The organism is Nonomuraea sp. NPDC002799 (genome assembly GCF_053592075.1).
Window position 1 is genome coordinate 45104 of the sequence record NZ_JBSFVA010000008.1, and the last position, 20647, is coordinate 65750.

The 20647-nt window shown below is 66.1% G+C and carries 21 protein-coding genes and 1 pseudogene; 10 read left to right on the plus strand and 12 right to left on the minus strand.

Annotated features, from left to right (window positions below; translation table 11 throughout):
* Positions 1–38 precede the first annotated feature (38 nt).
* The 4 genes from ACWD0F_RS17205 to ACWD0F_RS17220 are packed head-to-tail and all read right to left on the minus strand — an operon-like array spanning position 39 to position 3580.
* Complete coding sequence (locus ACWD0F_RS17205; RefSeq protein ID WP_449876409.1) at positions 39–992, minus strand: glycine betaine ABC transporter substrate-binding protein; 954 nt, start codon at positions 990–992, stop codon at positions 39–41.
* Positions 989–1768 carry an ABC transporter permease gene (locus ACWD0F_RS17210; RefSeq protein ID WP_449876411.1) on the minus strand — a complete coding sequence of 260 codons (780 nt, stop codon included), beginning with the start codon at positions 1766–1768 and terminating at the stop codon, positions 989–991. Before ACWD0F_RS17210 ends, ACWD0F_RS17205 begins: the two co-directional genes overlap by 4 nt.
* Positions 1765–2940, minus strand: a complete 1176-nt coding sequence (locus ACWD0F_RS17215; RefSeq protein WP_449876413.1) for an ABC transporter ATP-binding protein — start codon at positions 2938–2940, stop codon at positions 1765–1767. Before ACWD0F_RS17215 ends, ACWD0F_RS17210 begins: the two co-directional genes overlap by 4 nt.
* Positions 2933–3580: an ABC transporter permease gene (locus tag ACWD0F_RS17220; protein WP_449876415.1), complete on the minus strand. Its 648-nt coding sequence runs from the start codon at positions 3578–3580 to the stop codon at positions 2933–2935. The genes ACWD0F_RS17215 and ACWD0F_RS17220 overlap by 8 nt, the downstream gene beginning before the upstream one ends.
* A 142-nt stretch (positions 3581–3722) precedes the next feature.
* On the opposite strand from ACWD0F_RS17220, the gene ACWD0F_RS17225 reads away from it, so the two are divergent.
* A complete protein-coding gene (locus ACWD0F_RS17225) occupies positions 3723–4904 on the plus strand; it encodes a hypothetical protein (protein ID WP_449876416.1) in 1182 nt (393 codons plus the stop codon).
* Here ACWD0F_RS17225 and ACWD0F_RS17230 read toward each other — a convergent pair.
* A complete protein-coding gene (locus tag ACWD0F_RS17230; protein ID WP_449876418.1) occupies positions 4893–5549 on the minus strand; it encodes a DsbA family oxidoreductase in 657 nt (218 codons plus the stop codon). The two genes, ACWD0F_RS17225 and ACWD0F_RS17230, sit on opposite strands and share 12 nt — an antisense overlap.
* Positions 5550–5587: 38 nt before the next feature.
* Positions 5588–6208: an NADPH-dependent FMN reductase gene (locus tag ACWD0F_RS17235; RefSeq protein WP_449876420.1), complete on the minus strand. Its 621-nt coding sequence runs from the start codon at positions 6206–6208 to the stop codon at positions 5588–5590.
* Positions 6209–6364: 156 nt separating this feature from the next.
* On the opposite strand from ACWD0F_RS17235, the gene ACWD0F_RS17240 reads away from it, so the two are divergent.
* The gene (locus tag ACWD0F_RS17240) at positions 6365–7201 is read left to right on the plus strand and encodes a helix-turn-helix transcriptional regulator (protein ID WP_449876422.1); all 837 of its coding nucleotides are present in this window, start codon (positions 6365–6367) and stop codon (positions 7199–7201) included.
* A gap of 228 nt (positions 7202–7429) precedes the next feature.
* Positions 7430–8728, plus strand: a complete 1299-nt coding sequence (locus ACWD0F_RS17245; RefSeq protein ID WP_449876423.1) for a UDP-glucose dehydrogenase family protein — start codon at positions 7430–7432, stop codon at positions 8726–8728.
* Positions 8729–8963: 235 nt separating this feature from the next.
* On the opposite strand, the gene ACWD0F_RS17250 is transcribed toward ACWD0F_RS17245, so the two are convergent.
* Positions 8964–9323: a hypothetical protein gene (locus ACWD0F_RS17250; protein WP_449876425.1), complete on the minus strand. Its 360-nt coding sequence runs from the start codon at positions 9321–9323 to the stop codon at positions 8964–8966.
* A 153-nt stretch (positions 9324–9476) separates the two neighbouring features.
* Positions 9477–10460, minus strand: coding sequence for a hypothetical protein (locus ACWD0F_RS17255; protein WP_449876426.1), 984 nt, complete (start codon positions 10458–10460; stop codon positions 9477–9479).
* A gap of 429 nt (positions 10461–10889) precedes the next feature.
* On the opposite strand from ACWD0F_RS17255, the gene ACWD0F_RS17260 reads away from it, so the two are divergent.
* The 3 genes from ACWD0F_RS17260 (at position 10890) to ACWD0F_RS17270 (ending at position 13994) form a co-directional block, all read left to right on the plus strand.
* Positions 10890–11126, plus strand: a complete 237-nt coding sequence (locus ACWD0F_RS17260) for a hypothetical protein (protein ID WP_449876428.1) — start codon at positions 10890–10892, stop codon at positions 11124–11126.
* An 868-nt stretch (positions 11127–11994) separates the two neighbouring features.
* The gene (locus ACWD0F_RS17265) at positions 11995–12345 is read left to right on the plus strand and encodes an effector-associated constant component EACC1 (protein WP_449876429.1); all 351 of its coding nucleotides are present in this window, start codon (positions 11995–11997) and stop codon (positions 12343–12345) included.
* Positions 12342–13994: a caspase, EACC1-associated type gene (locus tag ACWD0F_RS17270; RefSeq protein WP_449876431.1), complete on the plus strand. Its 1653-nt coding sequence runs from the start codon at positions 12342–12344 to the stop codon at positions 13992–13994. Before ACWD0F_RS17265 ends, ACWD0F_RS17270 begins: the two co-directional genes overlap by 4 nt.
* A 91-nt stretch (positions 13995–14085) precedes the next feature.
* On the opposite strand, the pseudogene ACWD0F_RS17275 reads toward ACWD0F_RS17270, so the two are convergent.
* Positions 14086–14272, minus strand: a pseudogene (locus ACWD0F_RS17275) (DUF397 domain-containing protein); the annotation flags it as partial.
* 234 nt (positions 14273–14506) lie between these two features.
* Here ACWD0F_RS17275 and ACWD0F_RS17280 point away from each other — a divergent pair.
* Positions 14507–14806, plus strand: coding sequence for a hypothetical protein (locus ACWD0F_RS17280; protein WP_449876433.1), 300 nt, complete (start codon positions 14507–14509; stop codon positions 14804–14806).
* A 186-nt stretch (positions 14807–14992) separates the two neighbouring features.
* Here ACWD0F_RS17280 and ACWD0F_RS17285 read toward each other — a convergent pair whose 3' ends face one another.
* Positions 14993–15202, minus strand: a complete 210-nt coding sequence (locus ACWD0F_RS17285) for a DUF397 domain-containing protein (protein WP_449876435.1) — start codon at positions 15200–15202, stop codon at positions 14993–14995.
* Between the two features lie 19 nt (positions 15203–15221).
* Positions 15222–16079, minus strand: coding sequence for a helix-turn-helix domain-containing protein (locus ACWD0F_RS17290; RefSeq protein ID WP_449876830.1), 858 nt, complete (start codon positions 16077–16079; stop codon positions 15222–15224).
* Positions 16080–16274: 195 nt separating this feature from the next.
* Between ACWD0F_RS17290 and ACWD0F_RS17295 the strand changes: the two genes are divergently transcribed.
* Positions 16275–16793 (plus strand): ATP-binding protein, encoded by a 519-nt coding sequence (locus ACWD0F_RS17295; RefSeq protein ID WP_449876832.1) that lies wholly within the window; start codon positions 16275–16277, stop codon positions 16791–16793.
* A gap of 305 nt (positions 16794–17098) precedes the next feature.
* Here ACWD0F_RS17295 and ACWD0F_RS17300 read toward each other — a convergent pair whose 3' ends face one another.
* Positions 17099–17725, minus strand: a complete 627-nt coding sequence (locus ACWD0F_RS17300; protein ID WP_449876436.1) for a TetR/AcrR family transcriptional regulator — start codon at positions 17723–17725, stop codon at positions 17099–17101.
* Between the two features lie 49 nt (positions 17726–17774).
* Here ACWD0F_RS17300 and ACWD0F_RS17305 point away from each other — a divergent pair, with 49 nt between their 5' ends.
* Together ACWD0F_RS17305 and ACWD0F_RS17310 are read left to right on the plus strand one after the other, a co-directional pair.
* Positions 17775–18710 carry an NADP-dependent oxidoreductase gene (locus tag ACWD0F_RS17305; protein ID WP_449876438.1) on the plus strand — a complete coding sequence of 312 codons (936 nt, stop codon included), beginning with the start codon at positions 17775–17777 and terminating at the stop codon, positions 18708–18710.
* Positions 18711–18846: 136 nt separating this feature from the next.
* Positions 18847–20526 carry a protein kinase domain-containing protein gene (locus ACWD0F_RS17310; RefSeq protein WP_449876439.1) on the plus strand — a complete coding sequence of 560 codons (1680 nt, stop codon included), beginning with the start codon at positions 18847–18849 and terminating at the stop codon, positions 20524–20526.
* Positions 20527–20647: the final 121 nt, after the last annotated feature.

A 20647-nucleotide genomic window follows, 5' to 3' on the forward strand; every position in this document is an offset into this window, starting at 1 on the left:
TAGCCCGACTCAGGGGGCTTAGCCCGACTCAGGGGGGTTTAGCCCACGAAGCCCTGTGAGCGCAGCCAGTCGCGGGCGACCAGGACCGGCACGCCGCCGTCCACGTCCACCTTGGCGTTCAGCGAGCGCATCACGTCGTCGGTCAGCTTGGCGCTGATGGGCGCGAAGATCGCCGCGATCTCCGGATGCGCGTCGGCGAGCTGCCGCCGCATCGTCACGGCCGCGTTGTAGCTGGGGAAGAAGTGTTTGTCGTCTTCCAGCAGCACCAGGTCGAGCGCCTTGACCCGGCCGTCGGTGGTCGTCACCATCGCCATGGCGCACTGGCCGCTCGCGAGCGCGTCGTAGAGCACCCCCGTCGAGACGCGGCGCACGTTCCCGGCGGGCACGTCGGTGCCGTACTTGAGGCCGTAGCCCTTCAGCATGCCGAGGAAGCCGTCGTCGCGGCCGAAGGTCTCGTGGTCGACGCAGTACGTGCGCCGGCCCACCGGGATCTTCGTCATGTCGGAGATCGTCTTCATGCCGTATTCGGTGGCCGTGGCGCGGGTGACGCCGATCGAGTAGCTGTTGTTCAGGGGCGCGGGCGGCAGCCAGACGATGCCGTTGCGCTGGAGGTCGAGGTCGCGGACGGCTTCGTACTGCTTGATCGGGTCGGGGATGGGCTTCGGCCGGCCGAGGTAGGTGATCCAGCCGGTGCCGGTGTACTCCCACATCAGGTCGGCGTCGCCGCGGACCAGCGAGCGGCGGGCGTTCACGCTGCCCTGGACGTTCGTCTGGTCGGTCACGTCGGCGCCGGCGGCGGCGAGGGCGAGCACCGCGATCTTGCCCAGGATGAGCTGCTCGGTGAACTCCTTCGACGTCACTCGCACCGGCGTGCCCTCCAGAGAGGGCAGCGGCCGGATGCTGCCCGGCTCCACCGGCGGCACGTACGACGACGCCGGCCGCAGCCCGCACCCGGCCACCACCAGCAGCAACAGGGCGGCGAAGTGTCTCACGTCGTCAGCCCCTTCGGCGAGAGGAGCCGCTGCGCGAGCCCGCCCAGCCAGTCGAGGATCAGGGCCAGCACGGCGATCAGCACGCAGCCGGTGATCAGCACCAGGTTGCGCTGCGTGCTCACCCCGGTGGTGATGAGATCCCCCAGCCCGCCCGCGCCGATGAACGCCGCGATGCCGGCCGTGCCCACGTTCAGCACGAGGGTGGTCCTGATGCCCGACAGGATCACCGGCGCCGCGATCGGCAGCTCCACCTTGAACAGCACCCGCGCGGCCGACATGCCGATGCCGCGCCCGGCGTCGACCAGCCGCGGATCGATCTGTTCGAGGCCGACCATCGTGTTGCGCAGCGTGGGCAGCAGGCTGTAGGCCGACAGCGCCGCCACCGCCGTCCAGAACCCGATCTCGAACAGCACCGCCAGCAACACGACCAGGCCCACCGCCGGGGTGGCCTGCCCCAGGTTGACCAGCACCAGGACGAACGGGGTCGCCTTGCGCAGCGCGCCCCTGGTGAGCAGGACGCCGAGCGGCAGCGCGATCGCCAGGACCAGGACGGTCGAGACGAAGACCAGCTGGATGTGCTCCAGGATGCGCCGCAGGATGAAGGGGAGGTTGAGCGAGCCCTGTTCGATGCTGTCCAGCTTGACGGTCTGCGTATAGATGATCATGGCGACGGCGACGGCGAGATAGCAGAGCGGAGGGAACAGCACGTGCCAGGAGCGCCCGATGCTCGGCTCCGGCCGCGTGGCCTCCTTGGCGGCCGCGGTGTCGACGCTCACCCGCGGGCCTCGCGCCTGACGCGGCGTTCGCGTTCCCTGATTTTGATCGACTGGATCGCGTTCTGCACGGTGGCCAGCGACAACGCCCCCGTGTACGCCTGCCGCCGGCCCACCACCGGGACGATGTCGTGCTCGGCGTTCAGCAGTTTCTCCAGGGCATCCTGCAACGTCGCCCGGTGCCCGATCGTGTCGCCCACGAGCGTGCCCGCCGTCCCCACCGGCCCGTCGCGGCCCGCCAGGTCGTCGGCCGACACCCAGCGCAGCGGCCGCCGCATCTCGTCGAAGATCAGCGCGCTCCCGCGCCCGTCCCGCTCGATCTCCTCGCGCAGCTCTCCCGCGTCGGCGTCCTCGGAGGCGAACGGCACCCGGTCCAGCTCGATGTCGCCCACCTTGGTCAGCCGCAGCAGGCGCATCGACGACCCGGCGCCGAGGAACTGCTCGACGTGCTCGTCCGCCGGGTTCGTGAGGATCTCGGCCGGGGTGGCGTACTGCACGACGTGCCCGGGCCGCTGCATGATCGCGATGTGATCGCCGATCTTGAGCGCCTCGTCGACGTCATGGGTGACGAACACGATCGTCTTGGCGAGGTCGTCCTGGAGGCGCAGCAGCTCGTCCTGCAGACGCTCGCGGCTGATGGGGTCGAGCGCGCCGAACGGCTCGTCCATGAGCAGCACCGGGGGATCGGCGGCCAGCGCCCTGGCGACCCCGACCCGCTGTTGCTGGCCGCCGGACAGGCGCCGCGGATAGCTGTCGCGGAAGAGGCCCGGGTCCAGCCCGACGAGCGTGAGCATCTCGTCCACCCGATCGGCGATGCGCCGCTTGTCCCAGCCGAGCAGCTTGGGAACCTGGGCGACGTTCGCGGCGACGGTCATGTGCGGGAACAGGCCGGCCTGCTGGATCACGTACCCGATGTTGCGCCTGAGGCGGTCGGGGTCGATGTCGCGGGAGTTCTGGTCGCCGATCCGGATGTCGCCCGAGGTCGGCTCGATCAGCCGGTTGATCATGCGCATGGTGGTCGTCTTGCCGCACCCGGACGGGCCGAGCAGCACCACGATCTCACCGGCCGGAATGTCGAGATCAAGCTCCTGTACGGCCGCCTCGGCGACGCCGGGGAACCTCTTGGTCACCTTCCGCAGCTCGATCGGCACCCCATGCTGAGGCTCGTCACCCACGTACGCCCCCTGGAATCGTGAACCGGCCGAGCAGCACGAAGAACCCGTCGAAGATCAGCGCCAGGATCGCCACCCCGATCGTGCCCGTCAGCGTGGCGTTCACCGCGTTCGCGCCGCCCAGCCTGGCCAGGCCGGAGAAGATCTGCTCACCCAGCCCCGGCCCCGAGACGTAGGCGGCCACGGCGCCGATGCCCATCGCGAGCTGCGTGGACACCCGGACGCCGGTGAGGATCACCGGCCAGGCCAGCGGCAACTCGATCCTGGTCAGGGCCCTGGCCCGGCTCATCCCGATGCCCTTGGCGGCGTCGACCAGCATGGGGTCGACGCCGCGCAGGCCGACGACGGTGTTGCGGATGATGGGGAGCAGCGCGTACAGCACGATGGCCGTCACGCTCGGCGCCACTCCGAGGCCGAGCGGCGGGATGAGCAGGCCGAGCATGGCCAGCGACGGGATCGTGAACAACACGCCCGCGCTCGCCGTGGCCAGGGCCGCCGAGCGGGGGTGGCGGTAGGTGGCCACGCCCGCGAGCACGCCGATGATCGCCGCCACCAGGACGCATTGGGCGACCATGCTGGCGTGCTGCACCGTCTCGAAGACGATGAGATCCCACCGATCCTCGACGTACTCCCAAAGACTCATCACGTGGGTAGTAACCCGAATCCCACGTCTCAAACACCACATACGTAACTTCAGTCACATGAGTTGTCAGGATTTTTTCTGTCAGAGTCGATCTCTACAGTCCCTTGTCAGAGGGTCGGCCCCTCTGAGAGGAAGCTCTGATATGACCGCCTGGGACGAGATCCGCCGCCTCATCGACGCGGGCGACGCCGACGATCTCGTGGACCGGCTGATCGCCCTGGACCCCGGCGAGCGCAAGGCCGTCGCCGCCGAGTTGCGCGAGCACATCCCCGTCCTGCGCGACCACGCCGACTCCCAGCAGTCGCGCTGGGCGGACGACGACTGGGTAGACCTGCCGACCCAGCCCTGGGAGCGGTGGCGCGAGCAGCTGCGCCTGACCGGAGCGGGCACCCTCGGCCCGGTCACCGCCGTGGTGTCCTGGCTGAACCGCCGTGATCTCCTGATCCTTCGCCGGTATGAGCCGGAGGGCGGCTTCGGCGAGCCGGCCCCGATGATCCGCCTCCTCGGCCACCGGCCCGCCGCCTGGCAGGCCGACCTGGCCGTACGCCTGGCCACCAGACTCCGCCCTCCGCGCGACCCCGGCACGCCCCTCGCCCTCGCGCTGCTCCGGCACACCGGCGTCGAGCCGCCCCAGCACGATCCCCTGGTGGTGGCCTGGGTGACGAGCGGCACCGCCACGCACGCGGACCCGCTCTGGCCGGCGCTTCTGCCGCGCTTCTTCGAGGCGGAGGGGGTCGGACGCGTGCTCCAGCACGAGCGCGTCACCCACTCCACGGGCTGGCTCACAGCGCTGGACACGTGGGGTGATCGTCAGCTCCTGTTGGACGGCTGCATGCGCCGGTTCCTCCGTGGTGGCACGGCCCAGGACCTCCGCTTCTTCGTCCGCCTGCACGAAGTCCTCGAACCGTCGGACGCGGAGGTGGTGCCGTACCTTCGCGACTACCTGCGCCTGCTGCCGTCCGCCCCCGGTCCGGTGGCCCAACTCGCCCTTGATCACCTCCGCCGCATCGTCGTTCCCGACTCTGACGTCGCCGACCTCGCCGACGCTCTGTCCGGGTTGTTGTTCCGGGCGGAGGTCAAGCTGGTGCGGGCCGGTCTGAGCTGGTTCGACGAGATCGTACGGAGATCGCCTGCCCTCGCCGACGACCTGGCTCCCGCCCTGGTGATGGCCTTCGGCCACGACTCCTACGCCGTCCAAGGCCGAGCCGCCCAGCTCGCCCTCAAACACCGCTTCGGCGACCTCGGCACGAAACACATCCGAGCCGCCCTCCCGACCCTGCCGCCGGCCCTCGCAACCCGCCTGACCAAAGGCTTACAACGCTGAGACCGCCGCCTCACCGGCGCCGCCGGCCTGGCGGAGGGCGTCGCCGAGCGCCTCGGTGCTGGTCACACCGACGATCAGCGTGCCGTCGCCGAAGACGAATCTCGGCACGGTGGTGACGCCTTCCCGCAGCGCTGCGGCCACTTGCTCACGTACCTCGGCACTCCCCTCCTCGGAGGCGAGAAAGGTCCGCACCCGGCCGCCATCCAAGCCGACCCGCTCGGCCAGCTCGGTGAGCCGCGTGTGGTCGGCGATGTTCACGCCGTCACGGAAGTACGCGTCGAAGAGGGCGGTCGCCAGCGTGGCCTGCACCTTGGCACCGTGCTCGTGCAGGGCGAGCCACCGCAGCCGGTGCGCGGTCATGGTGTTGACCGCCACCGCACGGTCGAAGTGGTAATCGACTCCTTCACCGGCACCGATCCGTGCCATCTCCGTGAGCATCGCCTCGGCTTGTTGCGGACCGAACATCTCGACCACCGTGTCCATCAGTGGCCGGGGCTCCTCGGGGGCGTCGGGAAGGAGCTGGTACGGACGATGGACGAGTTCGACGTCCGGCTCCGCACCGGCCGCGGCCACCGCGCGGTGGAACTGGTGCGTGCCGAGGCGGCACCACGGGCACGCGATATCGCTGTATACCGCTACTTTCATTCTGGGGTCCTTCTCGGTGTGTCGGGGAGGTGCGTGGATCAGGTCGGCCCGGAGTGGACACCGGCGCTCGTGGTGGGATCCCGCAGCACTCGGAGGGCTTGGGACCAGGCGAGGACTTCATCCAGCATCAGGGTCAGGGCGGCTTCCTGGCGTTCGCCGGGGGCACAGACGCCGGCCTGGGAGTCGGTGAAGTCGAAGTCGACGTACGGGTTGATCGCGACTTGGGCGTGGACGTCGGCGATTTGGAGCTCACCCATGGTCTGCCGTAGTTGTTCGGCGGCGCGGGTGCCGCCGTAGACGCCGTAGCTGACGATCCCGGCTGCCTTGTCGTTCCATTCGGCGTAGAGATAGTCGATGGCATTCTTCAGCGCGGCGGGGATGGCGCTGTTGTACTCCGGGGTGACGAACACGAACCCGTCGAACCTGCCGATCGTGGCCGCCCACCGCTTGGTGTGCGCATGCTGGTAGGAACCGATGACTGCGGGCGCGGGCTCATCCAGCAAGGGCAGCTTGTAGTCGGCTATGTCGACGAGTTCGAGGCCGGCCTCTCCGGCCTTGACAGCGGGATGCCGGCCGGCGGCCTCGGCGACCCACCGGGCCACGTCCTCTACGCGGCGCCCGGGGCGGGTGCTGCCCAAGATGATCGCAATCTGGATCATGGGCCTCCTCCTTGAGATCTGTCTCGTCAGGAAGCGCTCTCACCGTCGGTGAAGGTGCTCATGCCCACGAGTGTCCCGGCACTGGGCGGGTCCGGGGAGGCTGCGGTTTTCCTAGCCCTGGCAGGGCCAGGCTCGCCGCGATTACACTCGCGGTTGATGACGGAGACAGAGCTGGGCGCGTTTCTACGCGCGCACCGGGAGGCCGTCCCGCCGGCCGCAGTCGGGCTCCCGAACGGGAACCGGCGCCGCACACCCGGGCTGCGCCGGGCTGAGCTGGCCACGCTCGCCGGCGTCAGCGTGGATTACCTCACCCGGTTGGAGCAGGGGCGCGACCGCAGCCCGTCCGCCCAGGTGCTCGACGCGCTCGCGGAGACGTTGGGCCTGGCCCGTGACGAGCGGATCCACCTGCACCGGCTGGCGAAGACCACCGGCGGCGGCGCGTGCGACGGGGCCGCCACAACGCGGGCCCGGACGGTCCGCCCGACCGTGCAGGCGCTGCTGGACCGGCTCGAGCCCGCGCCGGCGCTGGTCGCCAACCGACCCGGCGACCTGCTCGCGTGGACGGCCGGGTTCGCGCGGCTCGCCGGCCCGACCGGGCTGCTGGAGGCCGAGCCGCCGAACCTGATCCGGTACGCATTCACCGACCCGCGGGTGCACGATGCCCACCCCGACTGGGACGCGGTCGCCGGCGAGCGGGCCGCCGCACTGCGGGCCGCGGCCGCGCTCGGCGACCCGCACGCGGCGCTGCTCGCCGAGGAGCTGACGATCACCGCCGGCGCCCGCTTCCGCGACCGGTTCGAGTCCTCCGCCGCCCTGCCCGCGCGCACCGGGGTCGAGCGGTGGGCGCATCCGGAGGTGGGGGAGCTGCGGCTGGCGTACGAGAGCCTGGAGCTGCCCGACCCCGATGAGCAGCAACTGGTCGTCTACCTCGCCGCCGACGAGACCACCGCCGCCGCCCTCGACCGCCTCAACGACCATCACCCCGCCGCCTGATCCGCCTCCGAGAGCTGTCTTACGTGACCAGCGAACGCGCTGCTGCTACTCGCCAGCAGAACCACTAAGTCGATCGCATATCGCGGGTAAATGCCGGCCTCGGCCTTCAGCGTCAGGGGCTGGGTGCGTGACGGGCTATGGTGGGGCATCCTTTGCAGGCTTCGACGCTGATCTACCCACGTGGTGGCTCGGCGTGAGGATCGACCGCGTGAGAATGGATGGTCAGCCATGGTGAGCAAGCCGGAACGACGGCAGGTGGCTGTGTTCGGTGCGGGATACATCGGTCTGGTGACCGCCGGCTGCTTGGCCGAGCTCGGCCACCGGGTGGTGGTCCGGGACATCGCGCCGGAGAAGGTCCGGCTGCTCAAGTCCGGCGATGTGCCGATTTACGAGCCTGGACTGGGCGACATGATCGTCCGGAACAAGGAGCGGTTGTCCTTCACCCTGGATGCTCAGGAGGCGCTGGAGGGCGCCGAGATCGCGTACGTGTGCGTGGACACGCCGCCGACGGCGTCCGGCGACGCGGACCTGTCGCGAGTGTGGTCGGTGGTGAAGTCGCTGGAGGAGGCGGCTGAGCTACGTGCGGTGGTGGTGAAGTCCACCGTGCCGGTGGGCACAGGCGCACGGGTACGGGCCGTACTGGATGAGGCCGGCCTCGAACATGTGGGGTATGCCTCGAACCCGGAGTTCACCGCTGAGGGAAGGGCGGTCCACGATTTCCTGCATCCGGATCGCGTTGTCATCGGCACGTCGGATGAGGCGACGGCCCGCCTGATCTCGGAGCTGCATGAGGGTGTGGACGGGCCCGTCGTGGTGATGGACGTGCGGTCCGCTGAGATGGTGAAGCTGGCGTCGAACGCTCTGCTCGCCACGAAGATCAGTTTCATCAATGAGATCGCCACGCTGTGCGAGAAGACCGGTGCCGATGTCGAGGAGGTTGCCCGTGCGGTTGGCATGGATCACCGTCTCGGCAGCCACTTCCTCCGCCCGGGCATCGGCTGGGGCGGCTCCTGCTTCCCGAAGGACTCCGAGGCGCTGCGGCAACTGGCCAGCAACAGCGGCTACCACCTGCAACTGCTGTCGGCCGTGATCGAGGTCAACAACCTGCAGAAGCGCCGGGCGATCCAGAAGCTCAAGGACGAACTCGGCACGCTTTCGGGTGCTCGGGTGGCTCTGCTCGGGCTGACGTTCAAGCCGGGGACCGACGATATGCGGGAGGCGCCGAGCACGGTGCTGGCGGCTCGACTGCTGGCGGAGGGCGCCGAGGTGCGCGGCTGGGACCCGATGGCGGCCCTGGGCGACCAGGAACCGTGGACGTCGACGAGCCGTCACGCGACTCCGGAGCTGGCGCTGGACGGCGCGGACGCGGCGATCCTGGTCACGGAGTGGCCGCAGCTCAAAGAGGTCGACTGGGCACACGCCGCCTCGGTGATGCGGCGGCCGGTGCTCTATGACGGCCGGAACCTCTTGGACCCGGCCGCGATGCGCGCTCTCGGCTTCACTTACACCAGCGTCGGGCGGCCGTAGCCTGCCGCCGCGCATGCTGCTGCCCTGAGGGCTGTGCGAGGCAGCAGCATGTTCAGGCCAGGCCGGCCCGCTGGGCGACGACCTCGACGGCTGCCTGCGCGGCGGCACGCCCGAGGCTGGCTCCGACCGCTGCTGAGGTGCAAATCCCAGGCTTACAACGCTGAGACTGCCCCCGCCTCCATGCTGCGGGTCGGACACGTCCTTGCTTCGAGCAGAAGCCCTTGCGGATCGTCCATCAGCTTCCGTCTGCGTCGAGAGCAGGGCGTAGGTCGTTCCAGTGGTAGGCGCAGTTCTCAGGAGGAAGGCCCTCGAACGTGTGCAGAGGATCGATTTCCAGGTCGCACAGTCGCCGCGCTTGCGAGAGCGCATGGTGGGCCAGGGCCTTGTTCATGGCGCTCGTCATGTCGGGTGCCACCACCACCCAGGTGTAGGGCTCCTCCCCATCGAATCGTTCGGGACCGGCAATGGTCACGGTGAAGGTTTTCATCTCCCACCGGGGGGAGGTCGGACAGCAGTTCATTGAGTCTCGCTCCGGAGGATCCGATCGAACCCCGATCCAACGCCGGACCTCTGCGACCCGCTCGATCCAGTCCACGATCGCAAGTGTAGAGCGATCTACTGGGCCAGTCGGGGAGATACAGTCGACCGGCCACCAGACACCATCGCGCACATCAATGCAGGTGTCTGGGCTTCGGGACCTCAAAGCTGGCCCTTACCCGCACGCCTGCGGGCACTAAGCCACCCAGCATCAGCCACGAAATCGCGTCGATAAATGCCACTCGAAGTAGCGGCGACTACTTTCCGAGAACGAAGAGCACGGGCGCCCTGCGAGGCTTGCAAGTCGATCAGCAAGCACACCGTTTGCCTCTACTGTGGAGGATATAATATCACCGTACTGATCAACGGATATATAGCCTGCTTCATAGAGGGCATCACATCCAAACTGACATGCAGGCATCGCGATATTGGCTAGATCGCGGCGTTCTTCGTCGCTGCATAAGCTTCGCATCTTAATATGCGCGGCAATCAGGAAGCGGACAGGATAAGTCTCACCACAGAGAGCACATGTTGCAATAGTGGCAGCGCCGAATAGAAGCTGACGCAAGGCGGATTGTTCGCGGCGCTGCGCTGCAGTCACTGGACGACTCAGATCGCCCTCGTAAGTGAGTGTCTTTTGAGACTCTGCAGACGCATCAGAGTCTGTAAGAGGGCGTACGGCGATGACCGGCGGTGTCCCACCTACCGACTCAACTCCCGGAAGAGTGAGAAGGACGGCTCCAACGAAGATACTACGGTATCCCACCTCGGTCGGAGGAAACTGCACGCGACCTGCAGTCCTGAGAGTTGCGAGTGCAGTCTCCACGTCAGCGATTGGCACCCGTTGTCCGTTCGGCGAGTCTTCGGTTACCACGAGGACATGCAGAGGCTGCACATCGATGATGCGATTGCTGCTTCCATGAAGCGTCGGGATGTCGTGACCAAGTAACCGTCGTAGCAAGTCGGTGGCGCTGTCACTCGCTTCAGCCGGTAGCACGACGGGGGTGTCTGGAAACAGATGACCAAAGCGCTCCATAAACCGCTCGAAAAAGGCATCGTCTATCTGAAATAGATAACCTTGGTTCACGCCACCTTTGCGGTTGAACGGCCAATTCGGCGACTGGATGGTGCGCCAGGACTGAGGAATGGCTGCTAGTGGAATTTCCTTCGATGCCTTTCGGTAGATGGACCGCACGAGTCTGCCGTCCCCAGTCCAGAGGCCGGGGATATCTCGCGGGCGTCGCGCGGGGATCGCGCTGGTTGTCGCGAGACTGAGCGCTTGCACTTGAAAGTCGGCATAGTGGATGACTGTGTCACCTGGATGCACCTCCACCATTGTTTCCCAGTGTGATTGGCGTCTACCAGACTGAGTTAGGGTAGGTGCCCAGAGGATCCCAGCCTCTAGCTCCTGATGAAATGAATGACGCTGATTTACCCACCAGTAAGCCATACGTCAGGTCCCTTCTCGATCTCTGGATCCCGTCCGAAGCCCCTCGGGCGGGAGATAGGTTGAGATGATCTTGAGGGCTGAGGCCGATTATAAGGTGATTTGCGCGGTTTGAGGGCTAGGGGCTGGATATACAGTCACTGCGCCCCTAGAGCGGGAACGCTTTGCCTCCTCGTCATGGCCGTCAAGGTCCGCCCTGCCATGTGCGATCTGGCAGGCCAGGCTGATTGGCTGATAGCGGGCGGCCCATCTTGGCGGCGCGCCAAGCCCGACCGGATCACCGCCGACCTGGTCGAGCGGGCGTTTACCCGGACCGGGGCTGCTCAGTTGTGGATTACCGACATCAGCGAGCACCTGACCAGCGAGGGCAAGGTGTACTGCTGCGTAGTGCTGGGCGTCTGGCTCGGGGCGTAGTCGGCTGGTCGATCGATCCGATCCAGACCGCCGACCTCATGAGGCCGCTGAGCTGCTGACAACGCCTCAGCTACCGGGAGCCCGTTCCCGTTCACAGGTCTATAGCCAACGATGACCACACCCCGGCAGTCCCTTGACGCGCACCCGAGCCACGATCAAGACATGCGCCAGGACCCAATCGCCCAAGCGCTCGGATCGCGTCCGGGGGGTGTTCAGGTTGGAGCAGGATCCCGCACTCCGCCGACTCACCAAGGAAGGCGAAGCCGCATGCCGCCGTCATGACCAGCCGCGCCTCCATCGCGGGCGCAGACGCTCGCGTGCTGCATGGCATCGTCCGCACGCCCAGGTGATGGGCAAGATGACCCAAGCTGCCAAGAATGTGCTCCTTCGAGGATCAGAAGCCTCTTCTGTGAGATATAAGCGTCGTTGATCCCCTTCATCCAGCTGTCACCACGCTGGGACAAGCCGACTGAGGGATCTGGTCCCGGATCAGAACGCTCCACGGGTCGACTTTGTTGTCGCCGACCTGCCAGACGGGTCCGGATCTTCGGACGTGAACTGAAAGGATCCAGTACCGCCCCACCGCTCAACGGCTGTTTGGCTCGAGCCGGGCTCACTCTGGACGCCTCGGCAAACCCACGAGCGACTCTGCGAATTCAAACTGCGTATTGCCTGGACATCGGGTATGGAAACCGTCGTGGATCGATCTTCCCTTCGCGTTCCTGTGTGTGCACGATTGAGGGTGCGGCGAATGCTGAGAGCGGAAGAGCGCGCGAACTGACCGGTTTCCCCGCGTTTGGACGTCTATACGGGGAGGGTGGCGGTAGCATCCTCAACACGGATTCGCAGCTGATTGGTGGTGAATGTAGTGGACGAAACGGTCAAACTTCGCATAAGTGGAGATTTCGCCGAACAGGAACTTCGGTCGCTCTACGACTGGCTGATGAGGGACCTCGACGCTCTTGACTATATGGACGTGCGTCTGCAGTCGAAGGATCCAGAGCCCGGCGAGATGGGTGACACGCTCGATCTCATTGCCTTGGTTATGACAAGCGGATTGCAATGGCCGGCATTCATCGAGACACTATCGCAGTGGCGTGGAACGCGGCGTCATCGTCCACAGGTGACCATTGAACGTGGGGGGACTGTCGTCGTGGTGTCTGAGGCAGAGTCGGAGCTCATTGTCCAGATTCTCAAGGCTATGAAGGATCACGGGTGAATCTCCCCGACCCATTGACGTCGCGTGCTGTTCTGATTGGCACGAGTAAGTACAGTTACCTTGGTTCTCTCCCTGCAGTTGAAAACAACCTACAGGCGCTGAGTGGGCTTCTGCAGCGATCTGACCTGTGGGGCTTGCCGGCAGAGCACTGCACGGTTGTCCATAACCCCACCTCGGTAGACGCAATGATGGATCCGTTGTGGCAGGCTCGAGAAGAGGCTAAAGACACCCTTCTAGTGTACTTCGCTGGTCATGGATTGATGCATTCCGTGGAGAGCGACCTGTACCTCACTCTGGTCGACTCACACAAAGAACGTATGTACACCGCGGTGGCTTATGACGCCCTACGAAATGAGCTTCGGGCAAGTCGTGCGCGACGTAAAATCGTGATCCTTGACTGCTGCTACAGCGGGCTCGCGCTTGGGCTGATGGGTGGCGAGGATCCAACGGAGCGTCTCGCTAACAGTGCCAGTGCCCGCGTCACAGGCACATACGTGATGACGGCGACGGCCGAGAACAAGACCGCGCTCGGCGGTCTGAACGTTTATACCGCTTTTACTGGCGAGCTGATCCATCTCATTAGTAAGGGAATTCCAGAACAGCCTGAATTCCTGGACATAGATACGATCTTTAAGCATGCTCGCGCATCGCTCCAAGAACAAGGTCTCCCCATTCCGCAAAAGCGGGAGTCGAACTTTGCCGCCCACATTGCATTGGTGCGTAATAGCGCACATAAGAATCAGAAACACATCGAGGTCAAAGAGTTCTATGGACCTATCGAGGGCATTCGGCCAGGCACTATCTTCGAAAATCGTCGGGCGTTGCACGATGCGGGCGTGCACCGACCACTTCAGGCGGGAATCTGTGGCACGGTTGAGCGAGGTGGCGCAGAGTCCATCGTCGTTTCCGGTGGCTACAAGGATGATGAAGATTACGGAGATGTGATCATCTACACCGGCCATGGTGGACGTGATCCTAATACTGGCGTGCAGGTCAAGGATCAGTCGGCGAACGATTCGGGCAACGCTGCTCTCATCAAGAGCATTATGACTGGTCTGCCAATACGGGTTATTCGTGGATCTGGCGGTAGCGAGAGATATTCGCCACCGGCTGGCTATAGCTACGACGGACTCTTTACTGTTGCCGAATACTGGACCAAGCGCGGTGCCGACGGGCCTACGGTGCTCCAGTTCCGGCTAGAGCAGATAGATGATGGCTCGCCTAAGAAGGACGCAGCGTACCGTCTGAGTCGCAAGCTTCCCCCCGGGCGTCGAGAAGAGGTCGCTCCCGGAGTCTATGCGGACAGAATGCTTGCGACCGAACTCAAGCAAGTGTACGAACATGCCTGTCAGGTGTGTGGCACCGTGCTTGCCGTGCCAGGCGGCCTGCGTTTTGCCGCCACTGTGCACATTCGCGGGCTAGAACAGCCTCATTTGGGACCCGACAACAAGGCCAACATGTTGTGCCTGTGCCCCAATCATCGAGACTTGTTCAAGTATGGAGCGATCGTCGTTGAGGACGATTTCAGCGTAATAGATCGGACGAACGGCGAGCCCATCGGCATGCTTATCGTGAAGCATGATATTGATCGCGACCATATCCAGTATCACCGTCAGCATCATACGCTCGGTCACCAACGGCACCACTAACAAGTGACGCCGACAACCGCGGACCTAAAGTGTCCGCTATAGTTGATGATGGATCGAAGTGCGCCGCGACGGGAGTCAGCGCAGTGGAGAATTAACATGCCCGGCCGCTCTCTGGTGTAGCAGCGCTATAGCGAAAGGCGCGGAGTTCAGTCGAAAAGTCGAACTCGCCTGCACGTACTCCCGGCTAGGAACGCCTGCCACTCCGCCTTGGTGTAGACGATTTCGTCGCCTTGGAGCTTGCTGTGCCGGACTGCTACACGATCCGATCCGTCGTTGAGGTAGGGATCGGGCCGCTCCGCTAGACGTCGCGGCTCAGGCCATCGAGAAGACCATGTTCCACTGAGGTAAGGCGTGTGATGCGCAGATTAATCAGTGCCATTGTGGTTGCAACGCTCTCAATGGGCTGCTCGGCAGCACGGCAGGCGGAGCGGGAGGCTCCCCCTGTTGCAGAGACCGACCGACCGCCTTCGTCTTTCATCAGCCCTCTATTCACGCCGCGACCTTTGGTGAACTTGAAGAAGAAAGTCAAGGGAAAGGTTGTCCTTTCGCACGCAGAAAAGAGGGCAGAGCGAACTTACTGGACCGAAGAGGTGAGGATTGGTAACGCCTACAAGGTTGCCGTGGACTGTGTGGGCGCTCAGGGAACACTGAGTATTCTGGCCACTAATGGGCTGAATATCGCCCGCCAATGTACTGCTGGCTACACTACGGTGACTCTCGATAACTATCCCGTGAAAGCATCGGAAACGCATCGGCTCACAGTGCAGGCGCCGCCTGGAGCCAAGTGGGCTATAGTCATCGCCTTATTGTGATGAATATTATTCTGGGCACCGTATGAAACTATTATTAGGGAACACGTTCCCAAGGGAAGTCAGGACAAGGAAGTGACTCACCAAAGCCCTCCAGTCACTTCCTAACTGGAGGGCTTTGTGATGCCAGAGGAAACCGGCGGATCCGTCATGGCCAGGCGCGGCCTGCGACATCTGATCGACAGCACTTCAGTCGAAGAAGTCGAACTCTCCGGTGCGTACTCCGGCGAGGAATGCCTGCCATTCTGCCTTTGTGTAGATGATCGCGTCGCCTTGCAGCTTGCTGTGCCGGACGGCTACGCGGTCCGTTCCGTCGTTGAGGGGGCCGGCTTCTACGCAGTTGCCGCCGCCATTGGCGCTGAAGCTGCTGATGTGCCAGGTGATCTTTGGCTCAGACATGGCCGGGACGGCTCCATCCCTAGGTGCTGGGGAGACTGTCCGCGATCGCCTCGATCAGTTTCAGCGAGTTCTCCGAGCTGAGCGAATCGTGGCGAATGCGGTCGTACTTCAGTTTAAGCCTCTCAGCAGCCTGATCTTCTACGTAGATCGAGCCTGCGGGTGTCGGCACGTAGGCGATGGCGGGGTAGGGATCGGGCAACTCGAAGATGCAGAAGGCGCCGTCCGGGCTGGCGAGGGTGCCTGTGGAGAGCGGGAGTACGCGCACTTCGATGGTGGGCGAGGAGGCGTACTCCGCGAGTCGGGCCAGTTGAGTACGCATGATCTCTGGGCCACCGGTTGGCCGGCGCAGGGCGTACTCGTCGATGATCGTGAGGATGTTGGGGCCGTCGTCGGTCAGGATCGCCTGCCTGGTGAGGCGGAAGTCGACCCAGCGGCCGACCTGCTCGTCGGACGCGTCCACGTCTTCGGCTCGGATGACGGCTTCCATGTAGTCGCGGGTCTGGAGGAGGCCGGGGATCACCAAGGCGTCGAAGGAGCTGATCTTCGTTGCGCGGGTCTCCAGCCAGGCGTAGTCCACGATGCCGAGTGAAACGTCGCCGGAGTAGGCATCCCACCAGCCGTTCTGCCAGACATCGCGGCTCAGGCGGATGAGACCGTCTCGCTGGTTCACGGCTGTGACGCCGTACAGATCGAGCAAGGCGAGGACGTCGGCGGTGCGGGCCGGATAGAGCCCGGCCTCGAAGCGACTCACCGTGGAGCCGTCCCGCTGGAGGTAGTCGCCGGCCTCCTTGAGGGTGAGGCTCGCGCTCTCGCGCAGCTCGCGGAGATGCTTGCCGAGCCATTGGGCTCGAAGTGTCACGCCACGCTTCCCGCTCATGATCACCACCTTGCTCAGTTGATCCGCAGGCAGGTTACACCTGCGAGGCACACATCGGAATTATTCAGTCTTCCACTATGCAGATTTGCAAGCTGCATGTCAGTATCGGAACGGCTGCGCAGCGTGACAACGGAAGCGGCCAGTGGGGTGGCGACGGGTGCCATCCGTGACTGAGGGGTGGGGCGATTGAACTGCATGGCATGGCGCTGTGAATTCCCCGGCGAACGAGCTCAGCTACGTGCCGTCCGGCGGCTCGCTGCGGCTCTGCTGGCCGACTGTCCGGTTCGTGATGATGCGATCTCGTGTGTTGCCGAGTTGGCCAGCAACGCGATCCTCCACACCAAGTCAGCCGGTGACTACTTCACAGTCGGAATCTGGCAGTTCCGGGACGCTGCTCGGGTCGCGGTGAAGGACGCCGGAGGATCGGGTGAGCCCGTGCTGCGGGTGGGGCAGCAAGAGGAGATGTCTGAGGGAGGCCGTGGGCTCGCCATCGTGGCGGCTCTCTGCGGCCGATTGGGCGTCGCGGGAGGTGAAAGCGGTCGCGTCGTGTGGGCTGACTTGTCCTGCGACGGCAGCGAGGCAGGGGCTGTGGATGCGGTCCATCCTGCGCCGAGAGGCGACGTTCCGCTGTGGTCGGAGAAGGTCTGCGAATGGTGCTGGAGTACGAGCGCCCAGTCCTCGATTCTGCCTGCGGGGGTGCCTTCGCGTGGGTGACCTGGGTTGGCATGGGCTCCATGCCGTACCGCTTCGGGACGGGTACGAGCGCCTTGTCTGGCGGCTTCCGACTCCTCGCACTCACGGGGTACGGGTACGCGCTCACACGTGCGAGTGTGAGTCGGTGGTGTTCGAGCTCTGCCTGGCTGGTGGGCTCATGTTCATTCGGCGGACCGTACGTTCGGCGAGTGGAGACGAGACTCAGCACGAGACCGCATGGCTCCCACACGCTCATACGAAGCGGCTCTGGGACCTTCTTCTTGAGGGGTTTGCTGGATAGTCCTCCCAAGGCCGACGCCGTAGTTCTAGCGAGCGGAGAGCGGGAGTCGGACGGCTGGTGGGAGTGGTGCCGGGACGGGGTTCGCCCGGAAGGATTGGATCATCAGGGCTGCGAAGCGGCGTGAGGCCGCCACTCTCATCTCAGGTGACTCGGCGCGGATGCCCTCGTTCGCCATCATCGCCAGGATGAAGTCCTCCAGAACGAAGTCCGCCCGCAGGTCGCCCGTCTCCTTCGCCCGTCGTACGAGCTGAAGCAGCAGGCGCAGCGTGCGGTCGCGGTCGGCGGTCAAGTAGTCGATCGCCGGGGGAAGGCGCGAGGTGAAGGCGCGGGAGAAGCCCCGGTCGAGGGCGTGCACCTCCATGAGCTTCTCGACCACCAGGCAGAACCCGCGCCACGGATCGGCCACCGCCAGGCCCTCCTCCACGACCGCCGAGCAGGTGGCCATCGGCTCGGCGAAGACCTCGGCGAACAGTGCTTCCTTGGTCGGGAAGTGCCGGTAGACGGTCGCGGCGCCCACCTGCGCGCGCCGGGCGATCTCCCGCATCGGCACGTCGAGGCCCTCGGCGGCGAAGGCCACGCGGGCGACCGCGAGGATGCGCGCGCGGTTGTCACGGGCGTCCGAGCGCAGCTTCTGACTCACTTGGGCCGTCACCACTCTCACTTTAGTCAAGCGGACGGGGTGTTCCGTTACCGTGCGACGCATGAGAGCTGTTCAGTTTTCCGAGTACGGACCGCCCAGCGTGGTGCATGTCGCTGAGGTCGAGGAGCCACACGCCGGACCGGGGGAGATCCGCATCGCCGTGCGGGCGTCCGGGTTCTCGGCGGGGGAGACGTACATCCGCTCCGGGATGCTGCGTGATGTGGTGCGCACGACGTTCCCGTACCGGACGGGGTTCGATGCCGCCGGAGTGGTGGACGAGGTCGGCGACGGGGTGACGGGCGTCGGCGTCGGTGACGAGGTGTTCGGCATGACGGCCACCACCGCGCGCGGCGCCAACGCCGACTACGCGGTCCTGGCCGCCTGGGCGCCCAAACCGGCCGCATGGAGCTGGGCGGAGGCGGGCGGCGCGGCCGGCAGCGTCGAGACGGCCACCAGGGTTCTCGACCGGCTCGCGGTCGGCGCCGGGCACACCGTGCTGGTGCAGGGCGCGGCCGGTGGGGTGGGTACGGTCGCCGTCCAGCTCGCGGCCGCCCGTGGTGCCACCGTCATCGGCACGGCCAGTGAGCGCAACCACGACTTCCTGCGTTCACTGGGCGCGGAGCCGACGACGTACGGGACGGGGCTGGTCGAACGGGTCCGCGCGCTGGCGCCGGCCGGGGTGGACGCGGTGTTCGACTGCGCCGGAGGGGCGTTGCCGGACCTGATCGCCATCGCCGGGGGCACGGCGCGCGTGGTGACGATCGCCGACTTCGCCGCGGCGGCGCACGGTGTACATATGTCGCATGGAGCGCCCGCCGACAAGGTGGGAGCCGCCGACCCGCTGGCGTTGCACGGCCTCGGCATCGCGATCGAGCTTGCCGGGCAGGGCCGGTTGCGGGTGCCGGTCGCGGCGGCGTTCCCGCTCGCCGAGGCCGCGGCCGCGCACGAGCTGAGCGAGAGCCGCCACGCTCGCGGAAAGATCGTGCTGGTGCACTGATCGGGGGCCACGGCGACCGCCGATTGAACGCGTTCGACTCTTTTCCCATCCAGCCCCGCACGAGTGGCACAGTTTGCGAAAATGGCACCGAAGTGGCAATCCGGGTACCCCCCGCAGCGACCCGAGTAAAGGTGCCATGATCGACCAAACCATCATCAGTCCGCTTGACCACGACGACCCTCGGCAGATCGCCCAGTACGCCGTCCAAGGACGGCTCGGCATGGGCGGCCAGGGCGTCGTCTACCTCGGCCGCGACCCCGGCGGGCGGGCGGTCGCGATCAAGGTGCTCAGGGGCGGCGAGTTGCCGACGCCGCAGGCCCGCGCCCGCTTCGCGCGGGAGGTGAACGCCGCCCGCCGCGTCCCCCAAGCCCACACCGCCGCGATCCTGGACTCCGACGTCCTGGGCGAGCGCCCGTACATCGTCAGCGAGTACGTCCCCGGCCTGTCGCTGCAGGCGGCGGTCGAACGCAACGGCGTCTTCACCGGCACCGCGCTGGAGCGGCTGGCCACCTACACGATCACCGCGCTGGCCGCCATCCACAGCGCCCGGGTGGTGCACCGGGACTTCAAGCCGGCCAACGTCATGATCGGGCCGGACGGGCCGCGCGTGGTCGACTTCGGCATCGCCCGCGCGCTGGAGTCCGACGGCCAGCTGACGAGCTCCCTCGTCGGCACGCCGCCGTACATGACTCCCGAGCAGTTCAACGAGCAGCCCACCGGCCCCTACACCGACGTGTTCGCCTGGGCGGCGACGGTGGTCTTCGCCGCGACCGGTCGGCCGCCCTTCGGCAAGGGGCCGTTCGCCGCCGTGGCCCATCGCATCCTGCGCGAGCAGCCGAACCTGGGCGAGTTGCCGCCCCCACTGCGCGACGTACTCGCACGTTGTCTGGTCAAGGACCCCGCCGAGCGGCCGACTTCCTTCCAGGTGCTGCAACTGCTGATCGGCCACGGCACCGTGGTCGAGCCGGAGATCCAGCGGCTCGCCCTCCAGCAGCCCGCCGCCCCGCCCACCGCGCCGGCCAGGACGCGCGGCGCGCGCAAGGGCCCGCTGATCGCGGTCATCGCCGCCGTGCTGGTCGTGTTCGGCGCCTCCACCGTGGTGATCATGCGGTACGCCGCTACGGGCGACGTGGCGGCGGAGCTCGATCCGAGCAGTCGCTGGCGGCTCGGCGAGGGCTCCGGTGCGCAGGCGGCCGACTCCGCCGGCGACTCGAAGCTGCTGCTGCGGCCCGGCGTCCGGTGGGAGGAGGGCGCGCTGCTCTTCGACGGGGTCAAGGGCTACGCCGCGACCGAGGGTGCGACGGTCGTCGACCCGACGCGGAGCTTCACCGTCGCGGCCCGTGCCCGCATCGACCGGCTTCCGGAGACGTCCGACTTCGCCGCCGTGCTGAGCCAGGACTCGACCGACGACGTGTTCTCCTACACCCTTCAGCACCTGCGGTGCACCGCGGCCAAGGAACCGGACCGCTTCTGCCCGGCTCAGGGCTCGTTCTGGGCGTTCTCCGTACACGGGACCAACAGCGTGGACGCGGAACGGGTCGTCGCCCGCACCGAGGCGCGACTCCAGACGTGGGCGCAGGTCACAGCGGTCTATGACCGCCCGCCGAGCCGGGCCGGCGAGATCCGGATCTACGTCGACGGGCGCCTGGGCGGCGCCCAGACCCTGACCGAGCCGGTACGTCCCGCGTCCGGCCCCTTTTACCTGGGACGCGCCACCTACGTCAGCCCCGTGGACTTCTGGCCGGGCACCATCGCCGACGTGGCGGTCTGGGACCGGGCACTGTCGGATGCCGAGGTAGGCGCCGCCGCCGGCTAAGCGGGATTCCAGAAATCCTGCGCGTAACGGGGTGTGAGATCGCGGGCGCGGACGGGCATTGACAGGGGCCTCGCCGGGGGTTGGATCGAAGTTGCCTACAACGCCCACCCACCCGGCGAGG